The 24,682-nt window shown below is 64.3% G+C and carries 21 protein-coding genes; 14 read left to right on the forward strand and 7 right to left on the reverse strand.

Annotated features, from left to right (window positions below; genetic code table 11):
* Positions 1–53 precede the first annotated feature (53 nt).
* Together ACIPHN_RS03625 and ACIPHN_RS03630 are read left to right on the forward strand one after the other, a co-directional pair.
* The gene (locus tag ACIPHN_RS03625; RefSeq protein ID WP_400432843.1) at positions 54–1,541 is read left to right on the forward strand and encodes an APC family permease; all 1,488 of its coding nucleotides are present in this window, start codon (positions 54–56) and stop codon (positions 1,539–1,541) included.
* A 55-nt stretch (positions 1,542–1,596) separates the two neighbouring features.
* On the forward strand, positions 1,597–2,412 hold the full coding sequence (locus ACIPHN_RS03630; protein ID WP_400432845.1) for a TorF family putative porin: 816 nt from the start codon (positions 1,597–1,599) through the stop codon (positions 2,410–2,412).
* Positions 2,413–2,504: 92 nt separating this feature from the next.
* Here ACIPHN_RS03630 and ACIPHN_RS03635 read toward each other — a convergent pair whose 3' ends face one another.
* Together ACIPHN_RS03635 and ACIPHN_RS03640 are read right to left on the reverse strand one after the other, a co-directional pair.
* Entirely contained in the window at positions 2,505–3,335 is an 831-nt protein-coding gene (locus ACIPHN_RS03635; RefSeq protein ID WP_400432848.1) for a DeoR/GlpR family DNA-binding transcription regulator, read from the reverse strand.
* 235 nt (positions 3,336–3,570) lie between these two features.
* Positions 3,571–4,026 (reverse strand): HIT family protein, encoded by a 456-nt coding sequence (locus ACIPHN_RS03640; RefSeq protein WP_400432850.1) that lies wholly within the window; start codon positions 4,024–4,026, stop codon positions 3,571–3,573.
* A 181-nt stretch (positions 4,027–4,207) separates the two neighbouring features.
* Here ACIPHN_RS03640 and ACIPHN_RS03645 point away from each other — a divergent pair, with 181 nt between their 5' ends.
* Positions 4,208–5,713, forward strand: a complete 1,506-nt coding sequence (locus ACIPHN_RS03645) for a PLP-dependent aminotransferase family protein (RefSeq protein WP_400432852.1) — start codon at positions 4,208–4,210, stop codon at positions 5,711–5,713.
* A gap of 6 nt (positions 5,714–5,719) precedes the next feature.
* On the opposite strand, the gene ACIPHN_RS03650 is transcribed toward ACIPHN_RS03645, so the two are convergent.
* The gene (locus ACIPHN_RS03650; RefSeq protein ID WP_400432855.1) at positions 5,720–6,361 is read right to left on the reverse strand and encodes an FMN-binding negative transcriptional regulator; all 642 of its coding nucleotides are present in this window, start codon (positions 6,359–6,361) and stop codon (positions 5,720–5,722) included.
* A gap of 155 nt (positions 6,362–6,516) precedes the next feature.
* A complete protein-coding gene (locus ACIPHN_RS03655) occupies positions 6,517–7,440 on the reverse strand; it encodes a GntR family transcriptional regulator (RefSeq protein WP_400432857.1) in 924 nt (307 codons plus the stop codon).
* Between the two features lie 302 nt (positions 7,441–7,742).
* Between ACIPHN_RS03655 and ACIPHN_RS03660 the strand changes: the two genes are divergently transcribed.
* The 4 genes from ACIPHN_RS03660 (at position 7,743) to ACIPHN_RS03675 (ending at position 11,121) form a co-directional block, all read left to right on the forward strand.
* Positions 7,743–8,162: a cupin domain-containing protein gene (locus tag ACIPHN_RS03660; RefSeq protein ID WP_400432860.1), complete on the forward strand. Its 420-nt coding sequence runs from the start codon at positions 7,743–7,745 to the stop codon at positions 8,160–8,162.
* A 153-nt stretch (positions 8,163–8,315) separates the two neighbouring features.
* Positions 8,316–9,374, forward strand: a complete 1,059-nt coding sequence (locus tag ACIPHN_RS03665) for an Ldh family oxidoreductase (protein ID WP_400432862.1) — start codon at positions 8,316–8,318, stop codon at positions 9,372–9,374.
* A 14-nt stretch (positions 9,375–9,388) separates the two neighbouring features.
* Positions 9,389–9,691, forward strand: coding sequence for a putative quinol monooxygenase (locus tag ACIPHN_RS03670; RefSeq protein ID WP_400432864.1), 303 nt, complete (start codon positions 9,389–9,391; stop codon positions 9,689–9,691).
* A gap of 38 nt (positions 9,692–9,729) precedes the next feature.
* On the forward strand, positions 9,730–11,121 hold the full coding sequence (locus ACIPHN_RS03675; RefSeq protein ID WP_400432867.1) for an aldehyde dehydrogenase family protein: 1,392 nt from the start codon (positions 9,730–9,732) through the stop codon (positions 11,119–11,121).
* A 50-nt stretch (positions 11,122–11,171) separates the two neighbouring features.
* On the opposite strand, the gene ACIPHN_RS03680 is transcribed toward ACIPHN_RS03675, so the two are convergent.
* The gene (locus tag ACIPHN_RS03680; protein WP_400432870.1) at positions 11,172–12,089 is read right to left on the reverse strand and encodes a GntR family transcriptional regulator; all 918 of its coding nucleotides are present in this window, start codon (positions 12,087–12,089) and stop codon (positions 11,172–11,174) included.
* A gap of 342 nt (positions 12,090–12,431) precedes the next feature.
* On the opposite strand from ACIPHN_RS03680, the gene ACIPHN_RS03685 reads away from it, so the two are divergent.
* Genes ACIPHN_RS03685 through ACIPHN_RS03705 form a run of 5 tightly spaced genes read left to right on the forward strand, consistent with a single transcriptional unit; the run spans position 12,432 to position 17,773 of the window.
* Positions 12,432–13,745 carry an MFS transporter gene (locus tag ACIPHN_RS03685; protein ID WP_400432872.1) on the forward strand — a complete coding sequence of 438 codons (1,314 nt, stop codon included), beginning with the start codon at positions 12,432–12,434 and terminating at the stop codon, positions 13,743–13,745.
* A gap of 37 nt (positions 13,746–13,782) precedes the next feature.
* Complete coding sequence (locus tag ACIPHN_RS03690; protein WP_400432874.1) at positions 13,783–14,811, forward strand: amidohydrolase family protein; 1,029 nt, start codon at positions 13,783–13,785, stop codon at positions 14,809–14,811.
* 30 nt (positions 14,812–14,841) lie between these two features.
* Positions 14,842–16,212, forward strand: coding sequence for an NAD-dependent succinate-semialdehyde dehydrogenase (locus tag ACIPHN_RS03695; protein ID WP_400432876.1), 1,371 nt, complete (start codon positions 14,842–14,844; stop codon positions 16,210–16,212).
* A 31-nt stretch (positions 16,213–16,243) separates the two neighbouring features.
* Positions 16,244–16,666, forward strand: a complete 423-nt coding sequence (locus ACIPHN_RS03700) for a cupin domain-containing protein (RefSeq protein WP_400432878.1) — start codon at positions 16,244–16,246, stop codon at positions 16,664–16,666.
* A gap of 36 nt (positions 16,667–16,702) precedes the next feature.
* The gene (locus ACIPHN_RS03705; RefSeq protein ID WP_400432881.1) at positions 16,703–17,773 is read left to right on the forward strand and encodes an isocitrate/isopropylmalate dehydrogenase family protein; all 1,071 of its coding nucleotides are present in this window, start codon (positions 16,703–16,705) and stop codon (positions 17,771–17,773) included.
* 53 nt (positions 17,774–17,826) lie between these two features.
* Here ACIPHN_RS03705 and ACIPHN_RS03710 read toward each other — a convergent pair whose 3' ends face one another.
* Positions 17,827–18,891, reverse strand: a complete 1,065-nt coding sequence (locus ACIPHN_RS03710; RefSeq protein ID WP_400432884.1) for a lactonase family protein — start codon at positions 18,889–18,891, stop codon at positions 17,827–17,829.
* A gap of 408 nt (positions 18,892–19,299) precedes the next feature.
* Here ACIPHN_RS03710 and ACIPHN_RS03715 point away from each other — a divergent pair, with 408 nt between their 5' ends.
* Positions 19,300–20,553, forward strand: coding sequence for an MFS transporter (locus ACIPHN_RS03715; RefSeq protein WP_400432887.1), 1,254 nt, complete (start codon positions 19,300–19,302; stop codon positions 20,551–20,553).
* A 13-nt stretch (positions 20,554–20,566) separates the two neighbouring features.
* Here the strand turns inward: ACIPHN_RS03715 and ACIPHN_RS03720 are convergent, their stop codons facing one another.
* Positions 20,567–23,146 carry an EAL domain-containing protein gene (locus ACIPHN_RS03720; protein WP_400432890.1) on the reverse strand — a complete coding sequence of 860 codons (2,580 nt, stop codon included), beginning with the start codon at positions 23,144–23,146 and terminating at the stop codon, positions 20,567–20,569.
* A 327-nt stretch (positions 23,147–23,473) separates the two neighbouring features.
* On the opposite strand from ACIPHN_RS03720, the gene ACIPHN_RS03725 reads away from it, so the two are divergent.
* A complete protein-coding gene (locus ACIPHN_RS03725; RefSeq protein WP_400432892.1) occupies positions 23,474–24,661 on the forward strand; it encodes an MFS transporter in 1,188 nt (395 codons plus the stop codon).
* Positions 24,662–24,682 lie beyond the last annotated feature (21 nt).

The following is a 24,682-nucleotide window of genomic DNA, read 5'->3' on the forward strand; positions in this document are numbered from 1 at the left end:
GCCAGAATCGACCGGTCCCACTTTGAGAAAACCAACAACATCAGGAGCACACCGTGAGACAAGCAGATACACCGCGGCAGAACGCCGCCAGCAATACCCTGGAACGGGACATCACGCCATTCCAGTCCTTCGCCGTGGCCTTCGGGTTCGTGTCGATCGCCACTGGCATCTTCTCTGCCTACGGCGCCATGCTGGGCACGTCCGGGCCCATGGGCATCTGGACCTGGCCGCTCGCCGTGGTCGGGCAATTGATGGTGGCACTGGTGCTGGGCTCGCTGGCGGCGCGCATCCCGGTGACGGGCTATGTCTACCAGTGGGCCTCGCGACTGACCCATCCGGTCTTCGGGTGGGTCATGGGCTGGATCAGTTTCACTTTCCTGGCCATCGTCCTATGCGCGGTGGACTACACCATTGCCTCGGCTGTCCTGCCGGTCTTGCTGGGCTATCCAGGTTCGGCCAACAGTGCCTGGCTGATCACGGCCGCCGTGATCCTGGCACAGGCGATCATGATCGCCGGCTCCACCCGCTTCACACAGAAGTTCAATTCCTTTGCCGTGATGGTACAGCTGGTCGGCATGATTGGCCTGATCGTGCTGCTCTTTGCCGTGGGCCACTACCAGGGGCTAATGGACTACGCGCTGCTGTTCGACACCGGCAAGCTGCCCAGCGAGGGCTACTTCTCGCCAGGCAGCCTGGGCACCGTCGGTCCCTGGGCAATGGGAACGCTGATGGGCGCCTTCACCATCGTCGGCTTCGAGTCGGCCGCCAACCTGGCCGAGGAAACCCGTGATCCGGCACGCGTGATACCGCGCGCCATGTGGCATGCCGTATTGAGCCTGGGCATCATCGGCATGCTGTTCCTGGTGGCCGTCACAGCCCTGCTGGGCGATGTACAGACAGCGGACTCCGCCACGCCGATTGCCGACGTCATCACGCGAGTGCTGGGCGGCTATGTCGGCAAATTCCTGCTGGTGATGGTGGTGATCTCGATCTACTCGTGCGGCCTGGTGATCCTCCTGAGCGGCACCCGCCTGGTCTGGGCAATGTCACGCGATGAGCGCTTCCCGGGCTGGAAGGCGCTGCGCCAGATCAACCCGCGCCTGCATACGCCGCTCAATGCGACCCTCTTCATGACCCTGGTGGCGCAAGCCATCCTGGCAGCCTTCTCCGGCGACACCGATGCGCTCTTCACGCTGTTCTCCGCAGCCACCCTGCTACCGGCCATCATCTATGCCGTGTGCGTGCTGATGTTTGCCTTCAAGCGACGAAGCCTGCCGGCCAGCCAGGGTTTTACGCTGGGCCCCTTCGAAGTACCGACCCTGGTCCTGGCGATGTTGTGGCTGGTTTTCGAACTGGCCATCTTCCGCGACGCATCCTTCCTGAAGCCCTGGCTCTACGTCGCGCTGATGCTGGGCACGGGTGCGCTGTACCTGGTTTTTCTGTTGCAGACACGCGGTGGTATCGATGCCTTGCGCATGCCCGACATGATCGCCATCGACGCCATCATGGACGCAGACCAGGGCGAGTCGGCAGCCCGATAGTCATGACAACACCCGTTCGACCAGAACGCCTTGAACCATGGATAGAGGAAGCAACATGAGAGCAACATTGATAGCGTTGTTCGTCGCAGCGGCCTGCACGGGCAGCAGCGCACATGCGGAGGCAGTGCCGACAGAAGAATCCAGCTTCAGGCTGGGCGGCAACTTCTCGCTGGTCTCGGACTATATGTTCCGGGGCATTTCGGTATCGGACCGCAAGCCCGCCGTACAAGGCGGCATCGACCTCACCCACAGAAACGGCTCCTATCTTTCCTTGTGGGCGAGCAGCGTATCGGACGCGCCCTACAACAAAAGTTCAGGCCAGGAAATCGACATCCTGCTGGGCCACCGCTTTGCCTTGCCCCAGGACTGGACGCTGGAGACCGGCCTGGCCCTGTACTACTTTCCCGGCGCCCAGGCCAGGTCGGCAACAGGCGATGGCCAGATCATCCGCTACGACACCCAGGAACTGAAGCTGGCCGTGACTCGCGCAATCTACAATCTCACCATGTGGACGGCATTGAATCACTACTGGTCGGGCATCGACTACGACAACAATTTCAACAAGGCGTCCACCCGGGGCAGCACCTATGTCGAAGTCAATGCCAATCCTCCCCTGAGCGAGTCGTTGACATTGAACCTGCACGCAGGCCGCCAGATCGTGCGTCACTTCTCCAATGGCAATTTCAACGACTACAGGATTGGCCTCACGCTTGATGGCGCCAGCTTCAACTACCCCGGCTGGAGCGCGGCCGTGGCGGCGATTCACAATACCGGCAACCAGCAGGCATGGGGGTTCTATTACAGGGATGGCAGCAAGGCTCGCAACTCGACCGGCTCCACGGTGCTGCTGTCGCTGACCAAGACGTTCTAGGCAACTACCAAGCTCGCTGCGCTCAGGATGTCAAAGAAAACCGCCAGCCGATCGGCTGGCGGCATGGTACCAGGCTACCCTGGGCTTGCCTGTCAGTGGTCGGCGATGACGATCTCCACACCGGCCACGGCCAGGGCGTTCTTCAATTCACCGTCGTGGGGCAAGCGATCCGTCACCAGGCGATCGATCTCGGCCAACGGACTCCAGGGAAACAAGGCTTCCCGTCCCAGCTTGGAAGAATCGGCCAGGACCGTCACCGAACGCGCGTGACGCACCATGGCGTGCGCCACATCGGCTTCTTCCACTGCAAAGTTCATCACGCCTGCCGAGGAGATGGCGCCCACCGTCAGCACCGCATGGTCAGCGCGAAAGCGGGCGATCTGTTCGAGCGTGAAACTGCCCACGTTCTGACTGGATTCCTCGCGGTATTCGCCTCCCAGCAGGAACACCTTGTTGCCGCCGCTGCCACGGGCAATGACATGGGCGATGGTGGTTGAATTGGTGATGACGGTCAGGCCCGAAGAGTTGGCCAGCTCTTCGGCGAATGCCAGGGTCGTGGTGCCCGTATCGATGAACAACGAATCACCCGGCGCAAAGAGCCTGGCAGCGCACGCCGCGATCGCGCGCTTTTGTGGCGTCGCCTCGGCCATGCGCATCTGGAAGGGATTTTCGGTATTGGCCTCGGGCAGTACGGCACTGCCATGCAGCTTGCGGATACGCCCTTCCTCGGCCAGCTGCTGCAGATCGCGCCGCACGGTCTCCTTGGAAGCCGCCAACCGGCTCGACAAGTCCTCCACTGACATGCGCTGGCTCTCGCGGACCAGACGGACGATTTGCTCTCTTCGTTCTGTTGGTTTCATTGTGCTACCGGGGGGAAATCGGGTGGTGTTGCGTCGGACGATTATATGCCATGCGGGCGTCATGCAATCACCGGTGGCCGCGGCGATTCAATCTGCGCTGAAGACACGATCAAACCACTGCATCCTGACGTTCTGAAGCCCTGCCAGGTCAAAAGACTGGAGGGGACACTGTCATGAAAACTGCATGACGATCTCCACTTCACTCCAGGTCAGCAAGATCCAGCAGTCTGAATATTTCCAGGTTGCTGCGCTCTTTGCGCACGCTTGTACGACAAACCTTTTGTCATGCCCATCTTGTTCAGTCCCGATCCCGCGATGCATACATCGACTGAATCCTGCGCGCATCCTCCTCCAACTGTTCAGCCAGGCGTGCATGGCGTGGCCAGATGAGTCCGGCGCCATCCTCCGCGTAGCGCGGCACCACGTGCATGTGGAAGTGGAAGACGGTCTGCTCCCCCTCGCGGCCGTTGGCCTGGAAAAGCATGAGGCCGGGGCAGTCAAAGGCCTGCTTCACCGCAATGGCCAGTTGCTGGGCCACGGCCATCACTTCCCGTGCCGTCTCCGGCGGGATATCAAAAATGTTCTCGCTGTGGGCTTTGGGCGCGACCAGCAGATGCCCCGGATTGACCGGACCGATATCCATGAAGGCCAGCACGTCCCGGCTTTCATGGACCTTGATGGCAGGGATCTTGCCACTGACGATATTGCAGAACAGGCAGTCGTGCGGGGCCGATGTATCGATGAAATTGGGCATGGCGAACCTGGCAGGTGAAACGGCGATCCTGCCGTTATACCTGCAAACACGGATCGCCGTTGTCGCTGCAGCGACGATTGCCGGAAGCCCCCGCTACCCTCGCTAATGCAGGTCTTTATTTCCTGACGATACTGGCTTATGGTGATAGGTCAAATTAATCCATTTCCACCGGACCAGAATCATGGCACGCCGCCCCAAAGCCGTTGAACTCCCCCCACTCGGACGGCTCGACCGCTCCGCCGGCAACCTGGTACGCCAATTGAGCGTGCTGCTGCGCGAGGCGGTACAACGCGGCGACCTGAAGGCGGGCGAACTGCTCCCCTCCTCGCGGCTGCTGGCGCAGGCGCTGCAGCTGTCCCGCGGCACGGTCACGGAAGCCTTCAGCCAGCTCATCGCCGAGGGGGTCCTCGATACCCAGCCCGGTGGCGGCACCTACATTGCCCGCACATTGCCGGCACCACCTCCCCGTGCGCGACAAAAACCATCGCGGACCACCGCCGCGCCGCCCGCCATGACGGCGCGTGCGGCGCGGTTTGCCGATATCGCCCGGTCCATGCATCCGCTGCCGCATGTCCCCTTCGCCGTCTCGGTCCCGGTCGGCCTGGCCGCGCCCGACGATGTCTGGCGCCGCCTGGGCAACAAGGTACGCGCGCGCGGCCCCGGGGCGCCGGCCAGTTACTCGGATCCCCAAGGCGCACCGGAATTGCGCGAGGCCATCGCCGACTACGTGCGGCGTGCCCGCTCCGTGCATTGCACGGCCGCGCAGGTCATCGTCACCTCCGGGACCCAGCAGGGTCTCTTCCTGGCCTGCCAGGTCCTGCTCGATAGCGGCGATGCGGCATGGATCGAGGAGCCCGGTTATCGTGGCCTCACCGCGATCCTGGAAAACATCGACGCTCTGGGCGAGATCGCCCAGGTACCGGTGGACGACGAGGGACTGGACGTCAGCGCCGGCATCCGCGCGGCCAGGCATGCCCGGGTGGCGTTCGTGACACCGTCCCACCAATACCCGCTCGGGATGCCGCTGAGCATGGCCCGGCGCAATGCCCTGCTGGCCTGGGCGCAGCAGCAGGCCTGGATCGTCGAGGATGACTACGACAGCGAACTGCGCTATGCCGGTCATCCCTTTCCGGCCTTGCAGGGCATGGCGCCGGAGCGCGTGATCTATCTCGGCACCTTCAGCAAGATCCTGTTTCCCTCGCTGCGCCTGGGTTATGCCATCGTCCCGCCTGGGCTGGAGCAGGCCTTCGTCGGTGCCCGCATCCTAATGGATCGCCATCCACCCACGGCCGACCAGCATGTCCTGGCGGCCTTCATGCAGGAAGGCCATCTGGACCGGCACATCCGGCGACTACGCAATCTCTATGCAGAACGACGCGAGCAGATCACCGGGCTGCTGCAACGGCATATCCGCCCGCATCTGGCCTGGCTGCAGCCCAGCGACCAGGGCGCGCACGTGGTCCTGTTGCTGGCGGAGGGCATCGATGACGGGGAGGTGGTACGCATGGCGCTGGCGCGCGGCGTGTCGGTGCGCCCGCTCTCGACCATGTATGCGGCCGGCCAGGCGCGGGCCGGGCTGGTGCTGGGACTGGCGGATTTCCCCTATGCCCAGCTTGAGGAGGCGGTGAAAGTGCTGGCCAGGGTCATCAGGCAGTGTGCCCAGACCTCACGGCCAACACCGGCATGAGCATCGCTATTGCGCTTGTTCTTTCTCGTCGGCCGCGCGCAGGGTGGCATCGGCCAGGATATGCGCGCCACGCGCCTTCAACTGCTCGCCGACGCTGCGCACATCTCGCACATCCTTGTTCTGGCTCAGCTTGGTCTTGCCGACCAGGCTGGTGATCTCGATCTCGATGCCGACGATGGCCTTGAGCAGGCTGTCGATATAGTCGGCGGGGGCGTCCGACATCTTCCAGGGCTGGGGCATGGCGGCTTCATGCTGGCGCGTCAGGCGTGCCACCACGCCGCGCACGTAACGCTCGTCGTCGCGGATGGTGATGCGACCCCGGGCGTGTACGACCATGTAGTTCCAGGTCGGCACCTGCTTGTGATGATCCTGCTTGCTGGGATACCAGGTCGGCGAGATATAGGCATCGGCGGCCTTGAAGACCACCAGCACCTCGTCGCCATCCTGCACGTCCTGCCAGACCGGATTGGCGCGTGCCACGTGGGCCGACAGCACCCCCTGCGTACCGCCGTCGAGCAACTCGAAGGGAATATGGTTGGCATCCAGCCCGCTCTTGCCGTGGGTCACCAACAGGCCGAACGGGTAGGTCTTGATGAAATCCTTCAGCACGTCCTGGTCGGTCTGGCTGAAATGCGCTGGCACATACATCGGGCTTGCTCCTTGGCTGATGGGGAAATGGTCGGTGAGTGATTGCTAGATGATCGATATCCGGCCTCCACTGTAGCGGCACAGTGGCTCACTTCACAGATCCAATTTAGACAATTTCCAGTGGACCAGAATGTCTGTCCTGCCGCACGGATTGGCTAGTTGGTGTCGCTCTGCCGGGTGAAGATATCCGGCCCATAACCCTTGCCCCGGCGCGCGCCATCGATGTGATTGCGCAGCAGCGATGCGGCCTGCAGCATGTCCTGGGCCTGGATCGCGGCCAGGATGGCCAGGTGTTCCTGTGCCTGCAGCTTGCGCGGTTCGCGTGCGCGGGCCTGGCGGTATTCGACCAGGCGCCGCAACTGGTTGGTCCGGCGCACCGACTGGTAGATGAAACGGTTGCCCGACCACCGGGCCAGCGACTCGTGGAAGTGGCTGTTGGATTCGAACAGCTCGATCTCGGTCATGGTCTGGTAGCCGCCGTCATAGATGAACTGCTGCTGGCGCCGCAGCGTCGCCAGCTCCGCCGGCGGCGCCGCGAAGGTATTGGCCAGCAGGCCGGTGGGTTCCACTGCGGCGCGGAAGACATAGCTTTCTTCATAGGCCTGGGGCGAGTCGATCAGCGACTGGAAATGCCAGCCATGCCCCACCAGTTTCTCCACCCAGCCTTCCTGCTGGATGCGCGAGAGCACCTTGCGCAGCACGCTGCGCGAGGTACTGTACTGGCGCATCAGGTCGGCTTCGCTGACCTCGTCGGGCAGGCGCTTGGCCAGGCGGTCTTCGGCGATGCGCAGGTAGAGCGGATCGTCAGGTTCCACCGAGAATTGCTGGGCCATGCCATCGAGTTCCAGGGCATCGCGACTGAGGAAATACCCCCGGTTCAGGTCGTGTTGCAACACGCCTTGCCTGGCCAGGTGCTTGAGGGCCACATTGACCGGCGAGCGCGAGGTGCCGATCTGCTCGGCCAGCATGCTCTCGGCCAGGTGTTCGCCGGCGCGCAGGTTCTCGCGCCGGGCATAGGCGACGATCTCGCGGGCGACGCGGCTTTGCAGGGGGGTCAATTCGGCTTGGACTTCTGACACAGGGGTTCCTTTCGTAGCGCGGGCATTTGCATTTCCGTTGTAGGCCGTGCAATCACCAATTGGCAGGATTTTACCCAAGGATGTGGCCGGCATGCACTCCGCTCGTCGCCGCCATCCGCCCGGCCGTCAACAAATCCCTCTGCCTGAGCGGATAAAACATCGATCTGTCGCGAAAATCACCCGCTCACCCCGGCTGCGCGCTCCGCACTCAAAATCCAATTGTTTTTTGTGATCATTTAATGCTATTGTTCGTTTGTGATCTGAAAATGCAATGACTGATTCGACGACGGAGCCCACACACCATGACCATCAAGACCCCATCCCAAGCCGCCCTGCTCAAGCCCGAAGACCTGAAGACCTACGAACGTGGCGGCGGCGCCCGCACCACGCCGCTGGTCGGTCCGGCGCTGGGCTGCAGTGCCTTCATCACTGGCTATACCTCCTTCGGGGGCGGTGCGGAGATCCCCTTCCACAGCCACAACTGCGAAGAGAGCGTGGTGCTCATGGAAGGCGAAGCCATCCTCGATATCGATGGACTGGAATACCCCTTGAAGGCTCATGACGTGACCTTCATCCCGCCCAATGTGTCGCACCGTTTCCGCAACCTGTCCAAGACCCATCCCATGAAGATCATGTGGATCTATGCCCGTACCGATGCCACCCGCACGCTGACCGAGACGGGCGCCACCGCGCCGGTGTCGGCCGAGCACGTGGTCCGCTAAGCGGCTGCACGCGGCGCCAAGGCGCCGCCCGCAAACCAAGGTTTATTGCCACGCATGATCGCTGCCGGCGGTCATGCGGCGGCCTTTTTCATCCCTCACCGGGCCGACTTGCCCGACCCGAATCCCCTGATTGAACGAATGACTGGAGCGCTGATGTCCCACCTTGTCCACGCCGACGCACTGACCACCTTCGGCACACAGGTCCTGGTCGCCAACGGCGTCCCTCTGGCCGACGCACAACTCCTGGCCGACAGCCTGGTCACGGCCGAACTGTGGGGCCATTCCTCGCACGGCATGCTGCGTCTGCCCTGGTATGTGGAACGCCTGCGCAGCGGTGCCATGCAAGCCGACACCCGCAGCGAACATGTCCAGGACAATGGCGCCATCCTGGTCGTCGACGGCCACCACGGCATCGGCCAGGTGCTCACCGCACAGGCCGTGACCCTGGGCATCGAGCGCGCGCGCCTGCATGGCATCAGCGCCATTGCCGTGCGCAACTCCAATCACTTCGGCACCGCCGCCTACTTCACCCGCCGCGCGGCCCAGGCTGGCTGCGTCGCCTTCCTGGCCACCAATGCCAGCCCGGCCATGGCGCCCTGGGGCGGCAAGCAGAAGGCCATCGGCACCAACCCGTGGTCGATTGCCGCACCGGCCGGCAGCAAGGGCGTGGCGGTCATGGATATCGCCAACACCGCGGTGGCGCGCGGCAAGATCTACCTGGCGGCCGAACGTGGAGAGGAGATTCCGCCGCTGTGGGCCGCCGACGAGAACGGCGTGCCCACCACGGATGCGCAGAAGGCCATCCATGGCCTCATCCTGCCGATGGCCGGCCACAAGGGTTATGTGATCTCCTTCATGATGGATGTGCTGGCCGGGGTACTCACGGGCAGCCACTTCGGCAGCCAGGTGGCAGGCCCTTACGATCCGGCCCGGCGTAGCGGTTGCGGCCACCTGCTCATCACCATCGATATCAAGGCGATGCTGGGCGAGGATGAATTCGGCCAGCGCATGGAAGCCCTCATCGACGAAATCAAGGCCATCCCCAAGGCCGACGGCGTGGAGGAGATCTTCTTCCCCGGCGAACTGGAAGACAGCCACACCCGTCATCTCGCCGCCGCCGGCATCAGCCTGGCCGACAACACCTGGCAAAGCCTGGGCAAGCTCGCCGCCGAGACCGGCGTGGCCCTGCCTGCCTATTTCCATCCCGCCTGATACAGGAGCACAGCATGATTGCATTGGTCGTAAGACTGGACGTCCACCCCGAACGTCTCGAACAATTCCTCGCCGCCATCCGTGAAAACGCCGAACGCACCTTCAACGATGAGCCCGGCTGCCACTACTTCGACGTGACCCAGGACAGCAAGAACCCGCTGCACTTCATCTTCTACGAACTGTACGAAAACCTGGCCGCCATCGACGCCCACCGCGCCGCGCCGCATTTCGCCGCATGGCGCGCAGCGGCCGACCAGTGCGTGGTCAAGGGCAGCCAGGTCAACACCATCACGGAACGCCTGTTCCATCACAGCTGAAGCACAACGGGGAGCCATCCCCTCCCGAGGATCCGACCATGAGCAAGCACATCACCACCATCAACCCCGCCACCGGCGAAATCCTGGCGACCTATGCCGGCTGGGACCAGGCCCGGGTCGAGCAGGCCGTTGCCGCCGGCCATGCAGCGGCGGCGGACTGGGGCCGGCGCCCCCTGCAGGAGCGCGTGGAAGCGATCCGTCGCCTGGCGCAGCAACTGCGCGCCGACAAGGACAGCATGGCCGCGCTGATCACCGCCGAGATGGGCAAGCCCCTGGCCGAAGCCGCCGGCGAGCTGGAAAAGTCAGCCGTGACCGCGCTGTACTACGCCGACCAAGCCCAGCGCATCCTGGGTGACCAGGCGGCCGCCATCGAGGGCGTCGACGCCTGGGTCAGCTACGAACCCATCGGCCTGGTGCTGGCCGTCATGCCCTGGAACTTCCCGGTCTGGCAGGTGATGCGCTTTGCCCTGCCCTCCCTGGTGGCGGGCAATGGCGTACTGCTGAAGCACTCGCCCAACGTGACCGGTTGCGCACTGGCGCTGCAACAGCTGGTGGAACAAGCCGGGCTTCCCGCCCACCTGCTGACCACGCTGGTGCTGGCCGAAGCCGATGTGCCGGCCACCATCGAGACGCTGATCGCCGACGAACGCATCGCCGCGGTCACCCTGACCGGCTCGAACCGCGCCGGTGCCGCCGTCGGTGCGGCGGCTGGTCGCGCGGCCAAGAAGTCGGTGCTGGAACTGGGCGGCTCGGATGCCTTCATCGTGCTGGACGATGCCGATATCGCCACGGCCGCCGCCACTGCCGTCAAGGCGCGCTTCAACAATGGTGGCCAGAGCTGCGTATGCGCCAAGCGCTTCATCGTGTCGAAGGCGGTGGCCGAGTCGTTTACGGAGCATTTCATCCGGGGCGTGCGCGCGCTGGTGGTGGGCGACCCGACCCAGCCGCACACCCAGGTAGGTCCGCTGGCGCGCGACGACCTGCGTGCCATCCTGCAGGGCCAGGTGGACCGGTCGCTGGCCGCCGGCGCCAGCCTGCTGGCCGGGGGGAGCGCGGGATCGGGCCAGGGCTATTTCTATGAGCCGACCGTGTTGGGCAACACCGGGCCGGGCATGGCGGTGTTCGATGAAGAGACCTTCGGGCCGGTGGCTGCGATTGCCGTCGCCGACGATGACGAGCACGCCATCGCACTGGCCAATGCCACGCCGTTCGGCTTGTCGGTCAGCCTCTGGAGCGCCTCGGTGCCACGCGCGGTGGCAATGGCCAAGCGCATCACCAGCGGTGCCGTGTTCATCAACGCCATGACGGCTTCCGATGCACGGGTTCCGTTTGGCGGAACGAAGAAGTCCGGCTATGGCCGCGAGCTGGCCGATGCCGGCATCCGCGAGTTCACCAATATCCGCACTTACTGGAACAAGCCGCTGGCCTAGGCAGCAAGCACCTGACCGCCATCCCTCCCGGATGGCGGCTGGCCTCTCGCTCAGGCGCGGCGCAGCTCGGTGACGATGTTCTGGTCGTTCTGCAGCGAAAACGCCTTTTCGCGGCTGGCATCGCGCAGGTGCAGCCGCATGTAGTCGGCGGCTTCCTCACGCTGGTCCTTGAGCAGCAGGTCGATCAGGATCAGGTGCTCCTGGCAGCGCCGGGCCGAGGCAGCACGATCGACCGACTTCTGGTATTCCATCAGGCGGCGCAAGCGGTTCACCCGGCGCAGCGATTCCACGATGAAGATGTTCCCCGAGAAGCTGGCGATGGTTTCGTGCAAGCGGCTGTTGGCATCGAACAGCTGGGCCGGCGAGGCCGTGTCGACGCCGCCCTGCAGCAACGCTTCCTGCTCCTGGCGGCGATGCAGCAACTCCTTGACGTCCAGCTTGTAACCGGGTTCCAGCAAGGCCATCGGCTCCATCAGGATGCGGAAGCGGTAGCCCTGGTTGTAGGTCTCGCTGGAGGTCAGCGTGGGCAGGAAGGCCCAGCCGTGGCCCAGCAGGCGTTCGGCCCAGCCCTCATGCATCATGCGCCGCAGGATGTTGCTGACCTGGGTGCGGGTGAGGTCGTAGCGGCGCTGCAATTCGTTTTCGCTGAAGCGGTCCGGCAAGCGGCCGGCCAGGCGGTCGGCGGCGATCTGGAGATAGACGGTTTCCTCGTGGCTTTCCTCCACGGCCAGGGGCGCTTCCTCGGCCGTCCCGACGGGCAATACCCCTACCACATACCCCCCATCCTCGCTCTTCTCGACGATGCCTTCTTCATGCAGGCGCTTGAGCGCTTCGCGCACCGGCGAGCGCGAGACACGGAACTGCTCCGCCAGGGCCCGCTCCGGCAGCCGCGTACCCGGCGGCAACTGCTCCCTGGCGATGTAGTCGCTGATGCTGACGATGAGCTGTTCTGCTACCTGGCTGGCCATGATGTCCTCGTGATGGGGTCGGATCGGGAGGCCATGACGCTGCATTGCGCTGCATTACGTCACATTATGCCGGCCTGCCGAATGGTTTTAGTCTAGCACATAAGACCATCGACACCTCTCCCACCAGTCTCCTCCAAGCTGCTCGCCACTCTGTCTTTTGCCATTCAGTCCGGTTGATCGCCTTCCCCGTGTGGTTTTTTGTAAACTTAAAATACCTTGTTAATGGTATTTTGTTGAATTAATATACCAACCAGACCGAAGCCCAGCCCTTCCGTCCACGCCCAAGCCTGCGATCACAAAGCCGGCCATTCCAGACCACCCCGTTCGAGGAAGAAGAGAGACATGTATTCCGAACCGATTTCCACCGCGGCCGCGCCGTCGCCCGCAGAGCACAAGGAGGCGCTGCGGCAGAGCGCCATCCGCAAGAACGCCTGGCGCATGCTGCCGCTGCTGACGCTGGCCTTCGTCTTCAACTACATCGACCGCACCAGCGTCGGCTTCGCCGCCTTCACGATGAACCAGGACATCGGCCTGACGGCCACCCAGTTCGGCTGGGGCGCCGGCATCCTGTTCGCCGGCTATTGCCTCTTTGAAGTGCCGAGCAACCTGGCGCTCTACAAATTCGGCGCCCGCCGCTGGCTGGCGCGCATCATGATCACCTGGGGCCTGGCGGCAGCCGCTGCCGCCTTCGTGCAGGGCCCCGTCAGCTTCTACTTCCTGCGCTTCCTGCTGGGGGTGGCCGAGGCCGGATTCTTCCCCGGCGTTACCTACCTGCTGGCCTGCTGGTTCCCGGCGCAGTACCGTACCCGCGTACTGGCGCTGTTCATGATGGGCGTGCCGCTGTCGTCGGTGATCGGCGGGCCGCTATCGGCCTACCTGCTGCAGATGCAGGGCTGGCTGGGCCTGCATGGCTGGCAGTGGATGTTCCTGCTGGAAGGCTTGCCGGCGGTGTTCATCGGCCTGGTGGTCCTGGCCTGGCTGCGCGATGACCCGAAGGACGCGCATTGGCTGAGCCCGGACGAACGCCGCGAGCTGCTGGAGATGCTGGCCGAGGAACCGCGCGAACGTCCCAAGAAGGCACTCTTCTCGGCGCTGAAGGATGGCCGCGTGCTGCTGCTGGCCACCATCCAGTTCGGTTTCATCCTGGGCTCCTACGGCATCGGCATCTGGCTCCCCCTGATCCTGAAGAACCATGGCCTGAGCACGATGTCGGTCGGTTACCTGTCCACCATTCCCTACATCGTCTCCATCATCGGCATGACGGTCTGGGCCAGGGTGGTCGACGTCACCGGCCGCAAGATCCTCAACCTGATGCTCTGCTGCATCCTCGGCGCGGTCGCCCTGTTTGCCTCGACCGCGTGGAACGATCTGGCCCTCGAACTGCTGGGCATCAGCATCGCGGTCATGGCGGTGAGCTCGGCGCGCGCCATCTTCTGGACCATCCCGACACGCTTTCTCACGGGAATGGCAGCCGCCGGCGGCCTGGCCTTCATCAATTCGATCGGGACCTTCGGCGGCTTCGTCGGCCCCACCCTGGTCGGCGCGCTCAAGGACGCGACGGGCTCCTTCTCGGCGGGCATCTGGGCCATGGCCGGCATGCTCTGCCTGTCGGCGCTGCTGAGTGCCAGCCTGTGGCTGTTCATGAAGAAGGAATGATGCGACCCGAATGCAACCATGACAGGAGACCACACCCATGAATCACAACGACGGCCATCGCCGCCATTTCCTGAAGGGCGCCGGCGCCACTGCGCTGGCCATGGCAGGAGCCAGCATGTTCAATGAACGCGCCCACGCCGCCAGCCAGGGCACAGCATTTCCGGATGCCGACGCCCAGGCCTCGGTGCCGCTGCTGAAGGTAGCGGCTGGCAGTTGCGACTGCCACGTCCATATCTTCGATCCGCAGCGCTATCCCTACACGCCCCGCCGCACCTACACGCCGGCCACGGCCAGCGTGGCGATGCTGGAGCGCTTCCAGAAGAAGCTGGGCATGGACCGCGTAGTGCTGGTGCAGCCCAGCGGCTATGGCGCCGACAACCGCTGCCTGGTGGAATCCCTGCAGCGCCTCGGCGCGCGCGCCCGTGGCGTGGCGGTCATCGATCCGTCGACCGTCACCCTGCCGGAGCTGGAACAGCTGCATCAGGTCGGCGTGCGCGGCATCCGCCTGAATCTTGAAGTCAAGGGCGAGACCAACGTCCAGGTCGCAGCAGATGCACTGGCCGCCGCCGAAAAGGCGGTGCTGCCCCTGGGCTGGGCTATCCAGATCTATGCCGACACCCGGGTCATCGTGGCACTGGCACCCCGGCTGCTGGCGATGAAGTCGCCGGTCATCCTCGACCACTTCGGCGGCATCAAGACCCGGGATGGCATCAATGACGCCGCTTTCGGCAAGCTCTTGCAGATCCTGCGTGCGGGCAACGTCTACGTGAAACTGTCGGCGCCCTATCGCGCTTCCCGCCAGGCGCCCGACTATGCCGACATCCTGCCCTTCGCCCAGGCGCTGGTGGCGGCCGCGCCACACCGCATGGTCTGGGCCTCCGACTGGCCGCATACCGGCAGCGCCAGCAAGCGCAGCGGCGATCTCACGCAGGTCGAAGCTTTCCGTGCCGAAGATGCCGGCCACACCCTCGACCTGCTGGCCCGGTGGGTGCCGGATGAGACCACACGTCACCAGATCCTGGTCGACAACGCCGCCGCGCTGTTCGACTTTCCTCGCCAACCCTAGCAGCACCGATAGCACAGATAGGAATGAGCAATGATTACTTCCGTCAACCCGGCCACCGGCCAGGTCATCCAGCAATACGAAGAACATGACGACGCCTACGTCCAGCGCGCCCTCGGCAACGCGGCTGCCGCGCAGCGCGCCTGGGCCAGGCGCCCCGTGGCCGAACGCGCCGGCATCCTGGTGAAGGTGGCGGCCGTGCTGCGCGCACACAAGGACCGGTTCGCCCGCCTGATTACCGATGAGATGGGCAAGCCCCTGGCCGAAGCCATCGGCGAAATCGAAAAGAGCGCCGCGACCTGCGAGTTCTATGCCCAGGCCGCACCCCGCTACCTGGCCGATACGCCGGTGGCCAGCAATGCCACTGACAGTGCGGTGGTGTATGACCCCATTGGCGTGGTGCTGGCCATCATGCCCTGGAACTATCCGTTCTGGCAGTTCATCCGCTTTGCCGCGCCGGCCCTGGCCGCCGGCAACGGCGGCATCCTCAAGCACGCCAACAACGTGCCGGCCTGCGCGCTGGCGCTGGAACAGGTATTCATCGAGGCTGGCGTCCCCGAGGGCCTGATGGCGACCGTGCTGGTCGACGCCCGTCGCGTCGAAGCCCTCATCAACGACGACCGGATTGCCGCCGTCACCCTGACCGGCTCCACTGCCGTGGGCAAGATCGTCGCATCCCAGGCCGGACGCGCGATGAAGAAGCAGGTGCTGGAACTGGGCGGCGCGGATCCCTTCATCGTGCTCCAGGATGCCGATCTCGAACTGGCCGCCAAGACCGCCGCCAAGGCGCGCTTCTCCAACACCGGGCAGAGCTGCATCTCGTCCAAGCGCTTCATTGTCGAAGAGGCCGTTGCCGACCGCTTCGTCGCGCTGTTCTGCGAACAGGTCCGGCAGATCCGCGTGGGCAATCCGCTGGACGCCGCCAATGGCATGGGGCCGCTGGCACGCGCCAACCTGCGCGACGACCTGCACAGCCAGGTCGAGCGCTCGGTCGCGGCCGGGGCGGTGCTCAAGCTGGGCGGCAAGCCGGTCGACGGCCCCGGTTTCTTCTATCAAGCCACCGTGCTGGACTTCGTCACCCCGACCATGGCCGCAGGCGCCGAAGAGACCTTCGGCCCGGTCGCCGCGGTGATTCGCGCGCGCGATGCCGACCACGCCATCGAGATCGCCAACGATACCGAGTTCGGCCTGGGTGCGGCACTGTGGACCACCGACCTGGAACGCGCGCGCCTGCTGGTACGTCGCATCGAGGCCGGGGCCGTGTTCGTCAACGGCCTGGTGGCATCGGACGCCCGGTTGCCCTTCGGCGGCATCAAGCAATCCGGCTATGGCCGCGAACTGGGCGAACATGGCATCCGCGAATTCACCAACGTCAAGACCGTCTGGATCGGCCCGGCACGTTGAGCCAGGTCGACAATCGAAGAAAGGAAACATCATGAGCGTCATCAAACTGCCCTCCAATGCCCTGCTGATGCGTCCGGCCGACATGAAGGCCTACGAGCGCGGCGGCGGCGCCCGCACCATCCCGCTGGTCTCGCCTGCCATCGGCGCCACCACCTTCATTAGCGGCATCACCGAGTTCGCTCCCGGCACCGCCATCCCCTTCCACAGCCACAACTGCGAGGAAAGCGTGGTGCTGCTGGAAGGCGATGCCATCATGGATATCGATGGCCAGGAGCTGCGCATCCAGCCGCTCGACACGACCTTCATCCCGCCCAATATCGTGCACCGCTTCCGCAATATCTCGGACACCAGACCGATGAAGATCCTGTGGACCTATGCCTCACCCACGGCCACCCGTACCCTGGCCGACACCGGTGAAACACGTCCGGTCTCGGCCGAACACGAAAAGAAATAAATTCACGCCATCTCAACATCTGCAAGAGGAACAATCATGCGACTTCTCGTACTCCCCGGCGACGGCATCGGCCCCGAAATCGTCAGCGCGTCCATCGACGTACTCCAGGCAGCCAACCAGGCCTATGGCCTGGGGCTGAGCTTCGACTTCGAAGACGTGGGCTTTGCCAGCCTCGACAAGCACGGCACCACTCTGCGCGAGGAGGTGCTGGACAAGGCGCGCGGCTACGACGGCATCATCCTGGGCACCCAGTCCCACGCCGACTATCCGCGCCCCGAAAAAGGTGGCCGCAACATCTCCGCCGCCTTCCGCGTCGGCCTGGACCTGTACGCCAACGTACGGCCTGCGCGCACCCGCCGCTTCCTTGAGAGCAACATGAAACCGGGCAAGGCCATGGACCTGGTCATCATGCGCGAGGCGACCGAAGGCTTCTACCCGGACCGCAACATGGCACAGGGCTGGGGCGAGATGATGCCCTCGCCCGACATGGCCCTGTCGGTGCGCAAGATCACCCGCCACTGCAGCGAACGCATCGCCCGGCGCGCCTTCGAACTGGCCATGAAGCGCAAGAAGAAGGTCACCGCCATCCACAAGGCCAACAGCTTCTACATGACCGATGGCCTGTTCCTTGAATCGGTGCGCAAGGTCGCCCTGGAATTCCCCGAGGTACAGCTCGACGACCTGCTGGTCGATGCCTCCACCGCCCACCTGGTCCGTCATCCCGAGCGCTTCGATGTGCTGGTGGCGACCAACTTCTACGGCGACATCCTCAGCGACCTGGCCAGCGAACTCTCCGGCAGCCTGGGCCTGGCCGGCTCCGTCATGGCCGGCGACCAGCTTTGCTGCGCCCAGGCCCAGCACGGCTCGGCGCCGGACATCCAGGGTCAGGACAAGGCCAATCCGACCTCGATGATTCTGTCGGTGGCGATGCTGCTGCAATGGCTGGGCGAGCATCGCCAGTCGGAGGCGCTGGCCCGGGCCGGCCACCGGATCGAACAGGCGGTGGACGCGGTGCTGGAAAACCCGGCCACCCGTACCCCGGACCTGGGCGGCCAGATCGGCACCCGGGCCTTCGGCCAGGCGGTGGCGGCGGCCCTGAGCAGGTAAGCAGGCCCAAAAAAAAACGCAGCCCTCGGGCTGCGCTTTTTGTTGCGACCAGATCATTTCGTCCTGAACACGATACTCACCGGGCTACCGGTCTCGACGATCAGCCCCGTCGGCGCCAGGGCCGCCGAGCCGGGATCGACGGCAAACTGGACGATGCTGTCGCTGCGCTCGTTGGCCACGTACAGGTGATGACCCGGCGGATCGAGCGTGATGAAACGGGGAAAATCCCCGCCGCCCGACACCCAGCTTCGCGCAGTCGGCATGCCGCTCGCCGCATCCAGGGCGATCACGCAGACCGAGTCGTGCCCCCGGTTCGAGACGTACAGCGCATGCGCGCCGGGATGCATGACGATACCGGCCGCGCTGCTGTGCTGGCGCGCCGGCTCGGGTACGGTCGCCACGGTATGCAGCGGCGTGAGCTCGCCGCTGTCATGGTCGAACCGCCAGACCGTCATCGTGCAATCGAGCTCGTTGGCCACGTACACCAGCGGCAACTGCGGATGAAAAGCCGCATGCCGTGGCCCCGAGCCGGCCCGCCAGCGACAGGACGTGATCACCGGACGCGCATGCTCCTGCCAGTTGATGGCGAAGACCGTGTCGAGTCCCTTGTCGGGCACGATGTGCCAGTGGGAGCTGCAATGTGCCGTGGCGTAGCGCCCGATGAAATGGGGATGCGCACTCCCCTGCTCTTGCGCATTCGGCCCGGGCGTGCCGGGCAGGATGTCGGACTTCACCGCCGTCCCCAATGCACCATCCCCAAGGATGGGCAGCCGCGCCAGGTCGCCGCTGGCATAGTTGGCCACCAGCAGGTAGCGCCCGTCGGCGGAAAAATCCAGGTGCACCGGATTGCGGCCCAGGCAGTCAACGGTATTGAGGTGCATCAGCTTGCCGCTGCCCTCGTCAATGCGAAAACTGCTGACCTCGCCGCCATCGCCGTGAACGGTATAGAGCACCGCCTGCGCGGCATCCAGGGCCAGGAAGGACGGGTTCTCCTGCGTCGGCTGGATATCGAGCAAGCGCCATCGCCCCTCCTCGATCGCATAGACCCCGATGCCCTTGCCACGGGCATTGCGTTGGCGGGTGGTACGGCAGCCCGTATAGGCGAGCATTCCAGTCATGATGACCCCATCTCCATCTTCATCTTCATCTTCATCTTCAGGTTGAACCCCGGCAGCACCCTGTGCCGCCAAGGGGCGAAGTGCATTTTCTTGCACATCGCATTTTATGCATTATATAATCATAAAACGCAATTAGGACAGGCATTGCAGGTCTCACCACCTGCCATCCCGGTGAAATGCGCGGTCGTTGGCGCGACGCAGCCCCAGCGCCAGCCTGGCCGGCAAGCGCTTGCACGAGCTTCCATCGGTGTGCAGCGCACCGGTGATATTCGTCCGGGGATGCCCTGTCCGCCCCTCTGCGATTGAATGCGACACGCCAAGAATGTCGCTTTTTTACATACCTAAGTGCTCTTTGTGGCCACTTAATACTTTCATGAAGATGGAAGACCATCTTTCCGAGGAGACCTCATGTCCTATCGTCGTGGCTGGATAGCCGCCTTTCTTTTTTCCCTTGCCATGATCAACTACATGGACCGGGTTGCCCTGTCGATCGCCGCCGCGCCGATTGCCAGGGAATTCGGTCTTTCCACGGTCAGCATGGGTTACCTGTTCTCCTCGTTCATCTGGAGCTATGCACTGTTCCTCCTGCCCATGGGGATGCTGCTGGACCGTTTCGGTCCCAAGCGCATCGCCGGTTGGGGCATCTTCATCTGGTCCGCCGCCACGGCGCTCACTGGCGCGGCCGGCAGCTTCGCCAGCCTGCTGACTGCGCGGCTGGTGATGGGGGGCGGCGAATCGTGCAGCAATCCGGTTGGGGCCAAGGTGATCCGCCAGTGGATCCCGGCCAGTGAACGCGGTGTCATCACGGCGCTGTTCAACAGCGGCTCCTATGCCGGCCCGGCCATCTGTTCGGTGCTGCTGGCCTTCCTGGTGGGGCAATATGGCTGGCGCCTGTCCTTCGTGATCGCCGGCGGGATCGGCTTCATCTGGCTGGCGGTGTGGCTGTGCTTCTATGGCTCGCCCGAGCAGGTGCGCTGGGTCGGCGACCAGGAACGCGAGAAGATCCTGCGCGAACGCGACACCAAAGGCGCTGCCGCCCAGGGCGGCGAGGCACAGGGCCTGTTGGCCCTGATGAAGACGCGCACCCTGTGGGGCCTGGCCCTGACCCAGGGTTGCAACGTCTACACCCAGTACCTGTTTTTGACCTGGCTGCCCAGCTACCTGCAGGCCACGCGCCACCTCTCCATCGGCAAGACCGGCATGTTCGCGGCGGTACCTTATGCGGTCTCGGTGGTCCTCTGCATCCTGGCCGGACGCCTCAGTGACATGTATGTCCAGCGTGGAGGCGTGGCCAGCGGGCGCCGCCGCAATGCGGTGGCCCTGGCCATGCTGGTCGGTTCGGTGATCCTGGCGGTCCCCTTCACCACCGATCTGTCGTTGCTGCTGGTGGTCTTTTCCATCACCCTGACCGGCATCGCCGCCACCACCTCGCTGAACTTCGCGCTGCTCAACGACCTCTTGCCCAGCGCCAGGGACGTGGGCAAGGCCATGGCCTTCGTGGTGGTGGGGGGCAATGTCTTCGGCATGGTGGCGCCCATTGCCACCGGCTATGTGATCGCCGCCACCGGCAGCTACGACTGGGCGTTCGGTATCGCGGGCCTGTTGCTGCTGGCCGGTGCGATCATCACGGTGACCATGACCCGGCGCCCCATGCAAGCTTAGGCCAGCGCGTCGTTCAGGCTGCCTCGGCGCCGCTGTTCTCCGTGATCCAGGCCGTCAGCTGCGTCAATGCCATCGGCCGGGCGTACAGATATCCCTGCACATACTCGCACCCCATGGCGCGCAGCATGTCGGCCTGGGCTGCGGTTTCCACGCCTTCGGCCACGCAACACATCTGCAAGGACCGGGCGATCCCGACGATGGCCGGCAGCACCGAGGACGCACGCCCCGGTTCGGTGGAGCGGACGATGAAGGAACGATCCAGCTTGACGCAATCGAAGTCGAAATCGTGCAGGGTCGAGAGCGACGAATAACCGGTGCCGAAGTCATCCAGGCACAGGCCAAAGCCGAGCGCGTTCAATTGCCGGAACTGCGCGCGCAGATGGTGGGCGTCGTCGATGAGCAGGCTCTCGGTCAGCTCCAGCGTGATCAACGACGGCGCCACGCCGGCGGCCAGGACGATGTCGCGGACCTGCTCGAAGAAGTGCGCGTTCATGGCCTGCCGCACCGAGACGTTCACATGCGCCGTGAAGCCGGCGTGCAGCAAACCCTGGCGCTGCAACTGCGCCACATCGGCAGCCACCTTGCGAAACGCCAGCGCCCCCAGTTGCGAGATGCGCTCGCTACCCTCGGCCAGGGGAATGAATTCGGCCGGCGATACCGCGCCGAACTGCGGCGACTGCCAGCGCATGAGCGCTTCGACGCCGTGCATGCGCCCGTTCTGCAGGTCGCAGATGGGCTGGTAGACCATCGTGAATTCATCCTCGATGTGGGCCGAATCCATCGCCGCCAGCAGGGCCTGCACCCGCTCTTCCCTCTCCAGCATGGCCTGCTGGAATACGCAGTAGCCACCACCACCAGGCTGCTGTGCCTGGCGCAGCGCCAGCACGGCATTGGCCAGGCTCTTGTCCATCGTCGCCCGGCTGCGCTCGTGGCAATGACTCACGCCAAAGCACAGGAACACCCTCACCTCTTCAGCCACGCCGGTACCCAGCACCCGCTCCGTGTCCTGCCTGAGCCTGGCCAGGATCGCCTCGTGTTCCTGCGGCGCGCCCAGCATCACCAGGGCCACGCGGCTCTCGCTGTAGCGGCAGCGTACCATCCGCACCTCCGGGAACTCCGCCCAGATGGGCGCGACCTGGGCACACAGGCTCTGCCACAGATGCCGTAGGGCGACCTTGTTGAGGGTGTCGGCCAGTTGCGCATAGTGACTGATCTCCACCATGCACACCGTGGCCTGTTGCCAGGCCGTGCTGTCCAGGCGATCGATGATGCCGATCGGACTCAACAGCCCGCTCTCCTGGTCGAAGTCGACCTGCTCGCGCAACTCCTGGTAAAGCTTGTAGAGACTGCCGGCCATGCGCGAGACCGCATCCTGCACCGAGACGATCTCCTCGATCGCCCAGCCCCTCGGATACAGCAGGTCGAAGCGGTGCGTACTCATCACATCGCGGAAGGCTACCTGCTCGGCCTGGCGGCGCAGGCGCATCAGCGGGAAGGTGACGCTGCCCCGGTAGACGCGGATGAGGACATAGCCCCCCGCAAGGATGAAGCCCAGCGCGATCCAGCTCATCCAGAAGAAGCTGTTGAAGACCGACAGCAACTGGTCGCGCGAGGAAATCACCAGCACCCGGTAGTGCATCAGTTCGCTGGGGGCGCCATCGATCTTGGACAGCGGCTGCTGGTAGATCAGGAACTTGCCCTGCGAGTCGGTCTTCAGGTTGATCAGACCGGTGTTGCCCGACAGGCGCGAGGTGACGAATTCACTGAAACGCGGCTTGCCGCCTTCGCCCTCAAGCAGGAAATGCTTGTCCGCCGCACTCAGGCGATCGGACTTCAGCAAGACGCGATCATGGTCGTCGACGATGAATACGCCCGCCACCAGTGACTGCCCGATCGCCGCATCGAGCAACTGCTGCAGACGTGACGAGGACAGGTCGACGGCGATCACGCCCTGGTCTTCGGGAGAACGATTGACCGGACAGGTGATGGAGGCGTTCCACTGGGCGTCGGCGCCCATGCTGAAATAGATGGGGGAGACCTGTGGGCATTCGTCGGTGGCGTTGGCATACCAGGGACGCTTGCGGGGATCGTAGTCCCTGGTGATACCGATGGGGATGGTGCCGTCCGCATCAGGTCGCTGGTCGAACTGTTGCAGGCCCGGATGGTGCTCGTCCTGCAGATAGTAGTCGAGGCTGCCTTCACCCTTGAGATTGAGCGCGATCAGCTCTCCCCGGCTGTTGCCGAACTGGACATAGGAAAAGCGCGGCTCCTCGGTGTTCTCGCGTCGTGCCAGCGCGTCGATGAAGCGCGCCAGCGCACGCAGGTCACCATGCAGGGGAATCGAGGACTCCAGCATCAGGCCCTGCATCTGCTTGATGAAGACGCTACCGGCCAGGTATTCGGAACGAAAGCCTTCGAGCACACGGTTGACTTCGCGCTCCAGCAGGGGCTGCACGATCTTTTCTTCGAGGTCGTGTTGCAGCCAGAAGAAGCCGGCCGCGCCAAACAGCGTCAGGAAACCGATGAAGCAGATCAAGGCCCCGAAAACAAGCTGGCCTATCTTCCACTGGTGATCTCTTCTCAGAAAACGCATGCCCACAATCGCCACTCCCCCGCTCCCTCGCCGCCGCGCCCGCCGGTCGGTCATTGATGGTGCGTCCTTCCAGTCATCCGGCGGACCTGCGATCCCGCGCCGGATTGCCCTGGCGAACCTACGCCCCATGTCGAAGCGACTTCCCTGAACGCCGTTCTTGAAGACGGTCTTTCTCGATCGAATCTATCAGGAAAAAACACGATCTCGCATCTTTTTTTACAATCATGCCTTGATGCAACACGATGCGGCGCGATTTTCGGCAAATCCACCACATCCTGTTGCCCGTGCCATCCGGCACGATCCCCGATCTCAATCTACCCATCCGCCATGAACGCATTCACCGCCCTCGTCGTCCTCACCGCCATCCAGGTCGCCACCTCCTTCGCGGCCACCGCGGTGATGACCATCTCGCCCCTGCTGGCGGCCAGCCTGGGGGTCTCCTCAAAATGGGTCGGTCTCTATACGGCGGTGCTCTATGCCGCTGCAGCCTGGTCGTCGATCCATTTCGGCAACCGCGTACACCGGCTAGGCGCCTTCCAGGTCAGCCGGCTATGCCTGGCCCTGTGCGCCGGCGCCATGCTGCTGATCGGCAGTGGCCAGCTGGCGGCAGTGCTGGCCGGCAGCGTGCTGATGGGACTGGGCTATGGCGGCATCACCCCGGCCAGCTCCTATTTCCTGAGCCAGAGCGGACCGATGCGCAACCGCAGCCTGCTGTTTTCGATCCGCCAGAGCGGGGTGCCGGCCGGCGCCGCCCTGGCGGCGGTGCTGGTGCCGCCGCTGACCGACCACCTGGGCATCCTGTGGGCCTTTGTGGTGCCGGGCCTGATCGGCCTGGTCGCCGCGGCGGCCTTCACCGAGAAGTCACCCGTCGATCATGCCGCGCATGCCAGCGCCAACGCCACGCCGGGGGCCAGCGTATGGTCGCTGCTGTCATCCCATCCGCCTATCCGCATCCTGGCCATCGTCGCCTTCGTCTTCTCGGGCCTGCAAGTCACCACGATCGCCATGCTGGTGCCATTCCTCCATGGCTTCCAGGCGATGAGCATCGAACAGGCGGCCATCCTGCTGACGGTCTTCAACCTGGTGGGCGTGGTGTTTCGTCTGGTGTGGGGACGTTGCGTGGACCGTGGCGTACCAGCGCAGCAGATGCTGGGCCTGTCGGGCCTGCTGGGTGCACTGGGCTTTGCCATCATGGCCTGGTCGGCCTTCGCGGCGGCCAACCTGCTACTGCTCCTGGTTGCCGCCGCCACGCTGGGCATGGCCGTGGTGGCGTGGAATGGCGTCCTGTTTTCCGAAATCGCCGCCATCGTGCCGCGCGAAAAGGTGGGCCAGGCCACCGGCCTGTGCGTCTTTGCCGGCTTCATCGGCGTGGTGCTGATGCCGACCGTGCTGACCCAGGCCATCGAGGACCGCGCCGCCTCAGGCATGGTCTTCACACTGGCCGCGGTGCTGTCGGTGGCGATGACGCTGCTGACGATGCGCCAGCAAAAGGGATCGGTGAAAAAAGCGGGCTAGAAGTCCGCCGCCGCGCCGGGC

Origin of the sequence: Herbaspirillum sp. NPDC087042 (genome assembly GCF_044745245.1) — a bacterium.
Taxonomy (GTDB): Bacteria; Pseudomonadota; Gammaproteobacteria; order Burkholderiales; family Burkholderiaceae_D; genus Herbaspirillum.